The following is a 12781-nucleotide window of genomic DNA, read 5'->3' as shown; positions in this document are numbered from 1 at the left end:
GCCGGCAAGTTTTGAGGACGAAGCGAGGGCAAGTGTTATTGATCTTTAGCTCGGCCTATTGTTATTTCCCGTTGCTCATTCTGCATACGCCCAAGCAGATCGCTCGCAACTGCTAACGTTCGACTGGGAGCGCGCGTCGAGTCGAACTGACAGCACCGACCATCGCCCTCATGCGGCTTGGATCGAGTAGGGTCGCGGTTCCGCCGCGCAAGTCCAGCAGCCCTTCGCGACGCATTGCCTGAAGGGTCCGGTTCACGTGCACGCTGGTCAAGCCGAGCGCATCGGCCATTAGCTCCTGCGTCACCGGCAACTGGAAGCTGTTTCCGCTGATGATGTCGGCCAGGCACAAGCGCTCGTGGATTTCCAGCATCCAATCGGAGATCCGCTCCAGTGCGTTCATGCGTCCGAGCCGGGTTATCTGCGCGAGCAGATAGCTTTCGTCCAACACGTTGCTCGCGGCGTATGCAGCCACAAGCCCGAGGCAATCATCTCCTGCGGCGAACGTCGGTGCAGGACACACAACGGACCCTGTAATCGCTGTCACCGACGCAAGCGCCGTCTGCTGATGATGCGCGCTATAGCCGAGCAGATCCCCCGGGAGTACCAAACTCAGGACTTGCCGCCGCCCGTCCATCAGAGTTCGCGTCCGGCACGCCCAGCCGGATAGCATGAGAAGCGGCTGTTGGATCCTCTCACCTTCATAAACGATGTCGCGGTGCGGCGCCACGACGCGCGCTCGCATCGCAGCCTCGTCAAGCATCTGGAGGCCTTCAGGCGCGATCCGGGCAATCGATGCCAGGCGTACCCTTGCGTGATCCACGCTCACGGCGACCTTGGCACTCTGCTTCATGGACGTCCTCGCTTCAACCCGTCCGCCCATAGCGGAACGTCCATCTGCTCGTCGGAGTTGCCCATCCTCATTTCAATGATGCAGGTTAACCGTCCCGCGGAAAGCTCAAATGAGGTCCGCGCATCGTGCTGGTACGGCAGGAATTCTTCGATGAACTCGCGTCCGAACCCGTGCCGAAGCGGTGCAGGACCGATGATGGGCATGCCACGCTCTTGCCACCTGAAGACCAGAATGCCCGCGGAATCCTCCCATTCAATGCTCAGCGTACCGGTGGTGGCTCCGGGGGATAGCAGGCCGAACTTCACCGAGTTGGTCATCAACTCGTGCAGCGCGAGCCCGAAGGATTCGGCTTCACGACCCTGCAACAGCAGTTCGGGCCCTTTGATGCTGACCCTGTCGTCGTCGCCGACGCCGACCAGGAGAAGCTCGTCGCGAACGGCATCCTCGACGTTAAGCCGCCTTTCCCGCATCCCCGGCGACCCGACGTGATAGCGTCCTATTGCATCGAGGCGGCCGAGAAAATGATCCGCCAGCTCAACCATCGACGTTCGCGTCTCCGTGGTTCGGGAGAAGATTAAGCGGACAACCGCCAGCATGTTGCGCACGCGATGGTGGAGCTCTCCCTCCATTAAAACCGCGCGCTGGCTGCTCAGCATCGCACGGCGTTCCGCCTCCTCCAGCAGTCCCGACATGTGCCGAAGCTGGGTGGTTGCTTCCGCAAGCTCGACTTCGACTTTCCTGAGCCTCTCGGTCGCGGACGCGGTCTCTTCAGCCTTGGCGCTCATCATGAAGGTCCTTGAGGGCATCTCAACGGGCAGGTGCCGTGCTATGAACAACCAAGATGGTCGCTGGGTGCCGGGCATCAACGAAGATTCGCCGCCCGGCCGCATGGGCAGGCGAAACCGACTGGATCAAGCCTGACGAATGATGGTCCGCCGACCTGCGGTTCGGTGCTATCGAGGGTCCATGACTGAGAAAGCCACGCCCGACCCCGCCTTCGAAGCGCTGCTCCACCATATCCAGGAAAGCCGCGGGCTGGATTTCCGGGGGTACAAGCGTACCAGCCTCCGGCGCCGCATCACCCTTCGCATGGAAGCGGTCGGAGTAGAGGATTTCGCGTCCTACCAGGCGCAACTGGAAGCCGACCCGGGCGAGTTCGAGAACTTGCTGAACACCGTCCTGATCAACGTGACTTCCTTCTTCCGGGACTCCGAAGCTTGGGATGTGCTCAAGAACGAGGTGGTGCCGCTGCTGGTCGCGCGCGCCGAGCCGGACCGGCCCATTCGCGTGTGGAGCGTCGGCTGTGCATCAGGGGAGGAGCCCTTCTCGATCGCCATGCTGCTTGCCGAGCAGCTGGGTACTCAGGAATTCTGCCAGCGGGTGAAGATCTACGCCACCGACCTCGACGAGGAGGCGCTCAAGATCGCGCGTGCCGCCACCTACAGCCCGCGCGAAGTCGAAGGCGTTCCCCCCGAGTATCTTGAGCGCTTTTTCGAGCGGACCAACAATCACTACATCTTCGATCGCAACGTGCGCAAGTGCGTGATCTTCGGGCGACACAACGTCGTCCATGACGCGCCGATATCGCGCATCGACCTGCTCGTCTGCCGCAATCTGCTGATTTACCTGGAGAGCGAGACGCAGGGCGTGGTGCTGCCGCGGCTGCATTACGCCCTCAACCCGGAAGGATTTCTGTTCCTGGGCAAGGCGGAGACCCAGCTTGCGCGATCGCCGCTGTTCAGGCCGGTCGACATGAAGCACCGGATCTTCAGCAAGGTCCCACAGGAGTGGCGCAGAGCCATGGCCGCAAACTTCGGCACCTCGCGCACGACCCGGCCGGACTTGTCGCCGCCCGGCCCGGTCCTGCTCGAGGGAGTCATCAACGAGGCCGGAGCGGCCCTGCTGGTCATTGACGAGGGCGGTGCCGTGGTGCTGGCCAATACCCCCGCGCGCAACCTGTTGGGCGTGGGCGAAGCGGACATCGGACGGCCGTTCCAAGATCTGCCGATCTCCTACAGGCCAATGGAGTTGCGCGGACCAATCGAGGAAGCGTTCCGGCAAAGGCGCCACATCAAGCTGGAGGATCAGGAATACCGCCTCACCCAGACGGATGTGATGCGACTTACCATTGACGTCCGACCGCTGTGCCGGCCGGACGGCAGCGCCTATGCCGTCCTTCTCTCCTTCTCCGATACCACGCGGATGTACGCGCTGGAGCGTGAGCTAGAGACGGCACAGGAAAGCCTCGAGAACTCGATTGAAGAGCTACAGTCGGCAAATGAGGAACTGGAGACCACCAATGAGGAGCTTCAGTCCACCAACGAGGAACTGGAGACCACCAACGAGGAATTGCAGTCCACCAATGAAGAGCTGGAGACGTTGAACGAAGAGGCGCGTTCCAGCAACGAGGAGATGGAGTCAGTCAACGAAGAGCTGCGGATGCAGGCCGAGCAGGCATCGAGCTATCGGCTGTACCTGGAGTCGGTGCTGCGCAGCATGAACGGCGGCATCATCGTGATTGATCGGAAGCGTCAAATCCAGGGCTGGAATCGCTGGAGCGAAAATGCCTGGGGCCTGCGGTCGGAAGAGGTCCTGGGCACCAGCTTCGACCAGCTCGACATCGGCATCCCCATTCAGCAACTTCGCGATGATCTCGCCGATGTGCGGGCGGGCCGGAAGGAGCAGGTCGAGCGGGAGCTCGAGGGTGTCGATCGGCGCGGGCGGGCGATCCTCTGCCGCGTACGGATCTCGTCACTGCTCGACGAGAAAGAGGGCAACGACGGCCTCGTCATGGTATTCCAGGACATCACCGACGAGAGGCGCAAGGAGGAATATGGCCGCTATCTCGGCCGGATCCTCGGCCGAGCACTGAACGAGATCTATTTTCTCGATCCGATCTCGCTTCGCTTTACTCTCGCCAACAAAGGGGCTCAGCAGAAGCTCGGGTATGAAGAGCAGCGTTTGCTGCAGATGACCTTCCCCGAGGTGCTCGCCGGCGACGCTGCAAGCACCCTCAGGACGATGCTGGTCCCGCTGTTGGATGGCACTCGGTCGGAGATCGTCTTCGAGGCAACGATCCGGGCAGCCGAGCGGGAGTATCCGGCCGAAATCTGCATGCAGTATTTCGCCGATGAGCATCCACCCATCCTGCTCGCTATGGTGCACGAAACCAGCGAGCGTCAGCAGCTCGGTCCGGTCTGAAGCGCTCAGGCCTCGCCGTCGGGCACGGGCTTGCGCAAGGTCTGCATGGCCTGCTCGAGCACGGCGATCATTTGGACGGACTCCTCCGCGGCTTCCTTCCACCGGTCCTCGGCGCGCGGCAGTCCGCGGGCATGGGCGTTGGCGCCCATCTGCTCGAACAGCCGGATGCGATCGCGATGGGTCCTTGCCGCAACGGAGAGCGCCCGTTCCAGCTCCTCGCTCTGGGCCACGGCAAGACCCAGGGGCGTGAAGGCATGCCCGACCTGACAGCGGAAGCGGATCTCGTCCTGCGATTCGATCTGGTTGAGCACGCCGCCACAGTCGGGGCACGAGATGTGGCTGGGGCTGCCGGGAGTTTCGATCCCGGGTTCGAGAACGGAGAATTCCTGCGCGGCCATGCGATCCTCGATCCTATATTCTTCCGGGAGCGGAATGGTGGGATCTGCCTCTTCCTTTACCAGGCGGAGCAGTAATTTTCCCATGTCCGCCAATTTGGCAACATGAGAGACGTGATCGCGCTTGAGCGCGTTGCGCGGCATCGACGGCCAAGCCGCCTCTTCGGGATCCTGAACCACCGAGGTTCCGCCCGCAGCGGTGATCGCGATTAATCCCTCGGTGCCGTCGTCCAGCAGGCCGGTCAGCACCACCCCGATGACGCGCCCGCCGTACGCAAGCGCAGCCGAGCGGAATAGGGAATTCACGGCGGGGCGGGTACGGTTCTCATTCGGTCCGCGGCGCATCAGCACCGTGCCTTTGCGCAACAGCATATGGTGATCGGGCGCGGCCACATAGATAGTGCCCCGCCCGATTGGATCGCCGTCGCTGGGGGAGCGTGCTGGCAGCGGCCCGACTCGGTCGAGCAACAGCGGCAACATGCTTCGCGCCGAAGGCGAGAGGTGCTGCGTCACGAATACGGCTGCCGGGAAGTCCGCGGGTAGCTGCGCACACAGCCGCTGGAGCGCTTCCACTCCGCCAGCTGAGGCTCCGATGACGACGATGTCTCTGGTTGGCATTCCGTCTCCTTGTTACAGCAACGAAACAGCAGCGTCAGAGGTGCATGCTCCAAAGAAATTATTCCGTCCTTTGCATCCCATGGACCCACCGTGGGGACGCATCGTTGTCGCTTGCGAAGGAAGAAATGATGGATTCGCGAGCACTTCGAGATGCCGGCGGCGAGAACCAGAGGCTGCGCGACGAGATCGAGCAGTTGCGCACCTCGTTGGAGTCTGCGCTCGACGACAACTCCCGCCTCGCCGAGGATCGCGACCGTCTGCTTCGTCGGGTTACGGTCCTTTCGCGAGAACTGCAGGCGGCAAACCACGTCTATTCGCTGACGCCGCCGGCGCCTGCTCTCACGGAGTTCGAGCGGAAGACTCACCAGAGCCAAACCGAGGAAGAGCTGCGGGTCGCGTTTGAGGAACTGCAGGTGCTGACCGAGGAGCTGGAAGTTGCCAACACCACCCTGCAGACAGCGAACGCTGACCTGGAAGCGAGGGTCGCGGAGAGGACCCGCGCGCTCGCCCAGGCTAATGCCGAGCTGAGGCGCAGCGAGGCGGCATTTCGCACGCTAGTCGAAGGGATGCCGCAGCTCGCCTGGCGCTCACTCGACGGCGGGGAGTGGACGTGGTCGAGCCCGCAATGGTCCGACTATACTGGCCAATTGCCGGAGGAAAGCTTGGGTCAGGGCTGGCTGCTCGCGGTGCACACGGACGATCGCGATGCGGCGGCAGCGGCATGGACCAAGGCCGAGCCGGCCCGTCCGCTGGAGTTCGAAGCCAGGATCTTTCATGCAGCGGAAGGTCGACACCGCCATTACCGCACCCGCGCGGCACCGCTGGTGGCCGAGGATGGGAGGGTGGTGGAATGGCTGGGCACGTCGACGGACGTCGACGACATCCTGCAGCTTCAGCACCGCCAGAGCGTTCTCGTTGACGAACTTCAGCACCGCACGCGCAACCTCATGGCGGTGGTGCAGGCGGTGACGCTTCGGACGATCAAGGGCAGCAATACGCTGGACGAGTTCCGGCGCTGCATTGACGACCGGATGCAGGCGCTCGCCCGTGCCCAAGGTCTGCTCTCCCGGCGGGCCGGCGGTAAGGTGTTGTTCGACGGACTATTGTACGAGGAGCTTTCGTCCCAGGTCGAACTCGATGCCGACGGCAACGGCGCCAAGGTGACCACCAGCGGGCCGCGCGGCATCCCCTTGCAGTCATCGATCGTACAGACGCTGGCTCTTGCGCTCCACGAGTTGCTCACCAATGCCACCAAATATGGTGCGCTGGCGACGCCGCAGGGGCATCTCGACGTTCGCTGGGAATTGCTGGCGGAGGAGCCGACTCCGCGCCTGCGGGTCGAGTGGCGCGAAAGCGGCGTGACCGATATGCCCGCTGCCAGTGCTGCGGCGAAGGGTGGCGGATACGGGCGCGAACTGATCGAACGTGCGCTGCCCTATCAGCTTGGCGCTCGAACCAGCTACCGCTTCGGCGCCGATGGCGTTCATTGCACAATGGAGGTAGCCGTTCTCGCAGATGAGATCCGAACGGGAAGCCAGCCATGATCGACGACTGTTTGAGGAACCGACGCATTTTGGTGGCGGAAGACGAGTATCTGATCGCAGACGATCTGCGCGACGCTCTAACTGCCGCTGGTGCCGAAGTGCTCGGCCCGTTCCCAACCGTGACTGATGCGATTGCGTTCGTTGACGCGGGCACAGCGATCGACGCGGCGGTGCTCGACATAAATCTGCGTGGCGACATGATCTTCCCCGTTGCCGACGCGCTACGCGCACGTGGGGTGCCGTTCGTGTTCGCGACGGGCTACGACGAATGGTCGCTGCCCGAGCGCTTCTCGGGTGCAACGCGGCTGGAAAAGCCGGTGTCGGCACACAGGGTCACCGCGGCCATCCGCCCCCTCTTTGAGGGAAGCGTTGTTGACGGTCCAGGCGCACCTAATGGCACAGCCGGCTCGGCCTGAGGCATACCCGCGCTGGCGCCCATTCACATATCCGTCGAAACACGAAGACGCAGAAGGACCATCTTGCGGCGGCCCGCGTCTTCAACTTCGGCCATTCGTTAAGCTTCCGCGGGCACTTAGGTGCCCTGGCGTCTCACGCACGTGCGAGCCTTGGAGGATTCGTCAGCTCACGCTAGCACTCATCGAGCCCCATGTTTGTAAAGCATGTGCCAGATAGGGTTGGGAAACTGGCACCCTCGCACCGTTTCTCAAGGTGAGTTGCGCGGTGCGGCCGGTCCTCCGCAGTTCGGTGACTGCGTCGTCCGCCACCCACCACGACCGATGAACCTGCGACCCGGCTATATGCTCGACGCCGCGAAGCGCGTCTGAGAAACGAATGAGCACCATGGCGCTGCCGTCACGCGCCTGCACGCGAACATAATGATCCTCGACCTGTAGGCAAAGAATGCCAGCGCGCAGGTGCGCGGGGAGCCGGTCGATAAAGCTTGTGTCGCTCGGCTGGCCCCGCGACGAGTCACTATGAAGCACGGCCGTCCCAGGCTCGGTATGGCGCGCTGCCGTAGGCTCGGCGGGCGCATGGATCGAGCCTGCAATCCAGTCGCCGAGGATCGTGTAGCCGCCACCAATCAGCGCGATTGATAGAAACAGCTCGATTAGCTCGCCAGCGTCCGGCTGCCAGTCGATCATCACGTTGTTCGCAACGCCAGTGACGACCATCATCGGCAAGGCTGCAAGTGCGGTTGCCGCGACACGTCGCCGTTCCGGACTGAGCGTACGGATGCCGGGGAGGTATTCGACGGACCAGGACGCGGTTAGCGAGAGCGCCAACCACGCCGCCATTTGCAAGGTCCAGTAGCCGACCCGCTCAAGGAGGTGGAAGCGGTACGTGCCGAAGGGCGCGAGAAAGGCCAGCAACGCAGCGAACAGCAGTGCGAGACCGGCACGACCGGCGAGCCGGAAGGGCCAGGAGCCGGCATGCAAACTCGCGAAATCACGCATCGTGGACATCCTTCGGACGGCCCGGCGTGTAAGTGCACGAAGTAGACTGCGCAACTGCGAAGGACTGGTAGCGGACCTTTCCCGCCGCTCTACTCGGACTCCCACGACGGCCGATTACTTCGATCGACCGTTCGCGGAGAGCAGCATGAAAATCTACTATTCTACCTTGGCGATGGCGATCGCCAGCCTGAACGGCACGCCGGCTCTGGCCCAGGAGGCACCCGGCACGCCTCAAATCGCGGACGCGCCCCGTGAGGCTGCGTCCATCACGGATGTCGCCACCGATCAACATGATGGGCTCCACGGTTTCTTCGCATTGGGACCGGGGGCGGTGCCCGCGTTCGATGGCGCCAAGAAGTACCAGCTGATTCCACTGATGATCGCAAACGTCGCCTGGAAGGGCGTCGCGTTAGAGGTGCGCGGACTCGGTGCCAGGCTCGACCTGCTCGGCGACAGCCGGGTCCAGGTGGGACCGATCTTCAACTTCCGCGGCGATCGCAACAGCGCGAAGGACGGCAGCGGCAGGGCCAAGCTCTTGGCCGACACCGACTCCTCATTCGAGGTGGGCGGATATGTTGGCTATCGCTTCGGCGGCAATGCATATGGCGAGGGAGAAGTGGCGTTCGACATCAGCCTGGCCAAGGATGTGGGCGGCGGCCATGATGGCCTCATTGGGGCGGCGCAGGTCTCCTACGCCGCATATCGAAGTCAGAAGGTTTTCGTGAATCTGGACGCCCAAACCAGCTTCGGCGACAAGAAATACATGCGTACCTTCTTTGGCGTCACGCCGGAAGAGGCGAGCCGATCCGGGCTGGCGGCATACCGGCCGGATGGCGGCATCCGTGATATCGGGGCCGGGGTCACGGCGGGCTATCAGCTTACGCCCAGATGGGGGCTGATCGCACGGGCCGGTGCCAACCGCTATCTCGGCGACGCTAAAAGCAGCCCGGTTGTTGACGAGGGCTCTAAGCTTCAGGCCGCCGGCGGCCTCGCGCTCTCGTTCCGCTTCTGAACGCAAATTGAGAGGCGTTATGGACTTTCATACTGTCCAGTGGCGCCTGGACGGCGTTTCCCGGCCATCACCCAGTTGGCCGCGCAGGGTCGGCGGCAGCATCATCTTCCTTCTCGCGATCGCCGTAGCTCTGGTGTCGTACCGCTACCTGTTTGGTCTACCCCCGGTGCCGTCCGGAATTGCGAACAATCGCTATCGCGCCGTCTGGCTGACAACCCATGCCAGCTTTGCGGCGACGGCATTGCTGATAGGCGTGGTGCAGTTCAGGGGCGCCATCCGGGTCCAGAGGCCAGCGCTCCATCGCGTTGTAGGCAGGATCTACGTCGTGTCATGCCTCGTGGGCGCCGGAGCGGGTCTCGTCCTCGCGATCGGATCGACTGCAGGCCCGGTTGCGGCAACCGGCTTCGGCGGACTTGCGATTACGTGAATGCTTACGACCGCTATAGGCTGGCGATGCGTCCTGAGGCGCCAATTCGACTGCCATCGCCGCTGGATGATCCGGTCCTGGGCACTAACGCTCTCCGGGGTCACGTTGCGGCTATACATTCCGCTCTTCGAAGCTACCGGGCTGCCGGAGATGACCGCCTATCGAGCAATCTCATTCCTGTGCTGGGTACCAAACCTCCTCGTCGCCGAGGTACTGCTTCGACGATCCGACGGCCAATGAATGTCGCGTGCCCAGCAAGCTGGCGAGCCGCTCAAGGAAGCTCACCAGAAGTGTATTCAGCGGGCCCGACCAGGGCCGCGGGAAGATGCGAGGTCTCAGGCCAGCGCGGAAAGACGGCAGCGCCATGGAGCGCGGCGAGCCGGCCGCGCGCCGGGTGCCATGACCATGTCTGGTCCTGCTGGATGACGATCGGGTTAGAACCCGCGCCCCTTCCGGCCGACATCAGCGATCGGGCAGGACCAGACGCCGCCCGACGGCCTCGAAACACCCCGCCGCCAGCCTCACGCGCCCGCTTGCCGTCATCACGTCTACGTTACGGTGCCGGTACAGCTCGAAGGAGTGACTGGTAATTTCCGATTTGACGACGCTTCGCAAAGCATCGCAGCGTTGTCTCAATGCTGTCTAGGATCGGTTCCTTCCTGACATCGCCAGGATGCACAGCGACGCGGACCGTTCGCAGCGGATGAAGTGCTTGGCGGGCGAGCGCTGCGAAGGCCAGAGAAGAGGCCGTTCTTGTAGCCGATCTGCTGGCCCAGGTGATCACCGGACCGCGAGCGAGGACCCTGCCTGTTTGCGGGGCCCAGACCTTCATATGATCCTCGGCGATATCAAAGCTGCTGTCCCGCAGCGCTTCCATCGCCCCCTGCCCATAGAGCCACGCGGGTGCGATGAAACCGGATGCCTTCCGGCTGATGATATCTTCGACAAGCGCCCGTCCCGCTTCCATTCGGCGGGCCGCCTCTTCGTAGGAGAGGCCGAGAAACTCGCCTTCGCGCGCTGTCATGTACCTGGCCTTGAGGCCTGCGACGCCGTGATGCGCGGCCGTGTCCTTGTGGTACCAACCATGCACGAACATCTCGATCCCGCTGTCCGACCAAGTTCTGAGGCGCTTGGCGAACGGGCTGCCCGAGCGGAGCGGGTGGTTTCCCCAATGATCGGGGACAACGAGCATCGCGAAGCTCGAACATTCCAGCGTATCCGTTATCAGCCCGGCGAGCCGGTCGACTTCCCGTTCCGATCCGGGGCCGACATCGTGGATGGATGCGAGGAGGGAGCGATTGTCAGAATCTGGCATCGATTCCGATCCTTGCCGTTCTCGGCCTCAGCGGCGTGCGCTGATGCCCCTCTGCTACCGAAAAGGGATTGCCGTAGGAGAAGCGATTGGCCCGGCTATCCAGCAGGTTGTCGATGTCCAGCGAGAGGCCCCAGCGTCCGAAATCCGCCCGCGCACCGATCGCCGTGTCGAGATAGTTTCCCTGCGAAATATCGAATGGGGTGCTGACGCCCAGGTACGAGGTGCCAATGTAACCGATCGATCCATCCAGGGTGATTTTCGTACTGCTTATCCAGGGCTCGAAGCGACTGGTAAACCGCCAACCGCCGTCGGCTACATTGGGCAGCCTTCGCTTTACGGCGGTTTCGAACCCGGGTGCCGGTCTATCAAGACGGCTAGTCGTATGAAAACCGGATAGCTCAAGGGTGAGTTCCGTGGTGGGCTTCCAGGCGATATTGGCCGACACATAGTGCACCTGCGCCGAGCCGACATTCGCGACATACGGAAAGCCGTCATTTGTCACGAGATCGGCTTGCACCCTGCTCCACCTTGAATGGGCATAAGAGAGGCCGCCGGACAGCCGCGAAGCGGCGTCATTGCCGAAGCGGGCGCCGATCTCCGCTGTGCGGAGCGCGTCGGGCTGGAAGCGGGTCACGACGGCTTGATCGCCGCTGCCGGTCAACTGCTCCGCTCCCGGCCGGAAACCTTCCTGATAGCGGAGATAGCCGATCGTCCCCTCCGAAGGCTTCCAGGAAAGAGCCAGGGTTGGCAAAAACCGTAGTTGGGGACCGGCCGGGTCCCCTCCGACGTCCCCCGGCTCGGCGTTGAAGTCATCGAACCGCGTGAAGAAGGACAGCCGCCCTCCGCCGGTGATCGAGACGTTACGCCACAGCGGCAGCGTTGCCTCGCCAAAGACGGCCGCGTCCAAGGTCTCCGACTGGACATTCGAGATCACCGTCTGCGCATTTGCAGGCCCGAGAAAGCGGTCGATGTGATTGATATTGTGGGCGAGGGAAAAACCCGAAACCCAGCTTGTAATCCAATCGGCAGAACCAGAAAGACGTGTTTCGTGGGTTAAAAGCCTTACCTGCATGGCCTCTTTGAAGATCACAGGAACCTCCGCTGCAGGCGGGGTCGCGTCGAAAACCGTGTCGATCGGGTGATAGGTGTAGGATGTGTTGGACACGAGCTTGGCTAAACCGAGGTCAGCCCGCAGCGTTCCGAATATGAGGCGGTAATCGTTGTCGAACGGTTGAGCGGTAAAAGATCGGCGGATCAGCGCGGAGGAGTTTGGATCATCGGTGTACTGGCCGTCATTGCTGCCCGTGTCCTGAGACACAAACCCGGCATCGACGCTCAATCCGGCGTTGAACTCCATGCGAACGGTCGCGCGCACGCCGAACACGCTCGTGCGATTGACGTCGGACAGGCCACGGCCGACGTCGTCGATATAACCGCGACGTAGGATACGATACCCAACAAGTCGGAGTGCGGCGCGCCCGCCAATCGGGATGTTGGTGACCAAAGCAGCGTCGCCACCCACAGTATTGCCGGTCACCCCGATTGCTGCGGTTCCGCTGGCTGAGAACTCGCTAAGGATGGGCGGGCGGGGCATAATTCGGATTACACCACCCAGTGAGCCCGCGCCGTAGAGGGCTCCCTGCGGGCCTTCGACAACCTCGACCTTTCCGATGTCGTATAGCGCAAGGTCCGGATCGGGGGCGCTGTATGTGAGCCTGCTTTCACCGAAATACTGGCTAACCGTCGATTGCAATTGCCCATTGAAGCTGCTGTCGGCAATTCCTCGAACGAAGATCTTGTTTCGTCCCGATCCTAGATTAGTCGAAGCCAGGTTCGGAAGTTCGCGGAGCAAGGCCTCGCTGCCCCTGCTGCCGAGATGAAGACCTCGTGCTTCATTGAATGTGGCAACATGGAACGCACCGGGGAAATCGGACAGCTCAATATTCTGCTTGCTCGCAGTGACGATGATCTGTTCGGGCGGGGGCGCTGGATCGGCTGGGGGCG

The 12781-nt window shown here is 62.6% G+C and carries 10 protein-coding genes and 2 pseudogenes; 6 read left to right on the top strand and 6 right to left on the bottom strand.

Annotation, left to right across the window (positions count from 1 at the left end; genetic code table 11):
- Window positions 1–112: 112 nt before the first annotated feature.
- Both QP045_RS20005 and QP045_RS20000 read right to left on the bottom strand, forming a co-directional pair.
- Window positions 113–850: a Crp/Fnr family transcriptional regulator gene (locus QP045_RS20005; protein ID WP_422516771.1), complete on the bottom strand. Its 738-nt coding sequence runs from the start codon at window positions 848–850 to the stop codon at window positions 113–115.
- Window positions 847–1635 (bottom strand): HWE histidine kinase domain-containing protein, encoded by a 789-nt coding sequence (locus QP045_RS20000; RefSeq protein ID WP_422516770.1) that lies wholly within the window; start codon window positions 1633–1635, stop codon window positions 847–849. Before QP045_RS20000 ends, QP045_RS20005 begins: the two co-directional genes overlap by 4 nt.
- Before the next feature lie 139 nt (window positions 1636–1774).
- On the opposite strand from QP045_RS20000, the pseudogene QP045_RS19995 reads away from it, so the two are divergent.
- Both QP045_RS19995 and QP045_RS19990 read left to right on the top strand, forming a co-directional pair.
- Window positions 1775–1987 (top strand): annotated as a pseudogene (locus tag QP045_RS19995) (hypothetical protein); the annotation flags it as partial.
- A 27-nt stretch (window positions 1988–2014) separates the two neighbouring features.
- Window positions 2015–4051, top strand: coding sequence for a CheR family methyltransferase (locus tag QP045_RS19990; protein ID WP_422516791.1), 2037 nt, complete (start codon window positions 2015–2017; stop codon window positions 4049–4051).
- A 5-nt stretch (window positions 4052–4056) separates the two neighbouring features.
- Here the strand turns inward: QP045_RS19990 and QP045_RS19985 are convergent, their stop codons facing one another.
- Window positions 4057–5064 (bottom strand): chemotaxis protein CheB, encoded by a 1008-nt coding sequence (locus QP045_RS19985; RefSeq protein WP_422516769.1) that lies wholly within the window; start codon window positions 5062–5064, stop codon window positions 4057–4059.
- Between the two features lie 128 nt (window positions 5065–5192).
- Here QP045_RS19985 and QP045_RS19980 point away from each other — a divergent pair, with 128 nt between their 5' ends.
- Window positions 5193–6608 carry a sensor histidine kinase gene (locus QP045_RS19980; RefSeq protein WP_422516768.1) on the top strand — a complete coding sequence of 472 codons (1416 nt, stop codon included), beginning with the start codon at window positions 5193–5195 and terminating at the stop codon, window positions 6606–6608.
- Entirely contained in the window at window positions 6605–7024 is a 420-nt protein-coding gene (locus QP045_RS19975) for a response regulator (RefSeq protein ID WP_422516767.1), read from the top strand. Before QP045_RS19980 ends, QP045_RS19975 begins: the two co-directional genes overlap by 4 nt.
- Window positions 7025–7186: 162 nt before the next feature.
- Here the strand turns inward: QP045_RS19975 and QP045_RS19970 are convergent, their stop codons facing one another.
- Complete coding sequence (locus QP045_RS19970) at window positions 7187–8023, bottom strand: LytTR family DNA-binding domain-containing protein (RefSeq protein ID WP_422516766.1); 837 nt, start codon at window positions 8021–8023, stop codon at window positions 7187–7189.
- 172 nt (window positions 8024–8195) lie between these two features.
- Between QP045_RS19970 and QP045_RS19965 the strand changes: the two genes are divergently transcribed.
- Both QP045_RS19965 and QP045_RS19960 read left to right on the top strand, forming a co-directional pair.
- Window positions 8196–9035, top strand: coding sequence for a MipA/OmpV family protein (locus QP045_RS19965; protein WP_422516790.1), 840 nt, complete (start codon window positions 8196–8198; stop codon window positions 9033–9035).
- Window positions 9036–9054: 19 nt separating this feature from the next.
- Window positions 9055–9702, top strand: a pseudogene (locus QP045_RS19960) (DUF2306 domain-containing protein).
- A gap of 313 nt (window positions 9703–10015) precedes the next feature.
- On the opposite strand, the gene QP045_RS19955 reads toward QP045_RS19960, so the two are convergent.
- Both QP045_RS19955 and QP045_RS19950 read right to left on the bottom strand, forming a co-directional pair.
- The gene (locus QP045_RS19955) at window positions 10016–10777 is read right to left on the bottom strand and encodes a DUF2334 domain-containing protein (RefSeq protein ID WP_422516765.1); all 762 of its coding nucleotides are present in this window, start codon (window positions 10775–10777) and stop codon (window positions 10016–10018) included.
- Window positions 10764–12781 (bottom strand): TonB-dependent receptor (locus QP045_RS19950; RefSeq protein ID WP_422516764.1); only part of this gene is annotated, 2018 nt, incomplete at its 5' end. The genes QP045_RS19955 and QP045_RS19950, both read right to left, overlap by 14 nt.

Origin of the sequence: Sphingomonas sp. 3-13AW, assembly GCF_049311085.1 — a bacterium.
Taxonomy (GTDB): Bacteria; Pseudomonadota; Alphaproteobacteria; order Sphingomonadales; family Sphingomonadaceae; genus Sphingomonas.
This window is presented reverse-complemented; position numbering and strand designations above follow the sequence as displayed.

Excerpts from the sequence above, each read along its gene's own strand:
- QP045_RS20005 (WP_422516771.1), bottom strand. The coding sequence starts at position 850 with ATGAAGCAGAGTGCCAAGGTCGCCGTGAGCGTGGATCACGCAAGGGTA.
- QP045_RS20000 (WP_422516770.1), bottom strand. The coding sequence starts at position 1,635 with ATGAGCGCCAAGGCTGAAGAGACCGCGTCCGCGACCGAGAGGCTCAGG.
- QP045_RS19985 (WP_422516769.1), bottom strand. The coding sequence starts at position 5,064 with ATGCCAACCAGAGACATCGTCGTCATCGGAGCCTCAGCTGGCGGAGTG.
- QP045_RS19980 (WP_422516768.1), top strand. The coding sequence starts at position 5,193 with ATGGATTCGCGAGCACTTCGAGATGCCGGCGGCGAGAACCAGAGGCTG.
- QP045_RS19975 (WP_422516767.1), top strand. The coding sequence starts at position 6,605 with ATGATCGACGACTGTTTGAGGAACCGACGCATTTTGGTGGCGGAAGAC.
- QP045_RS19970 (WP_422516766.1), bottom strand. The coding sequence starts at position 8,023 with ATGCGTGATTTCGCGAGTTTGCATGCCGGCTCCTGGCCCTTCCGGCTC.
- QP045_RS19965 (WP_422516790.1), top strand. The coding sequence starts at position 8,196 with ATGGCGATCGCCAGCCTGAACGGCACGCCGGCTCTGGCCCAGGAGGCA.
- QP045_RS19955 (WP_422516765.1), bottom strand. The coding sequence starts at position 10,777 with ATGCCAGATTCTGACAATCGCTCCCTCCTCGCATCCATCCACGATGTC.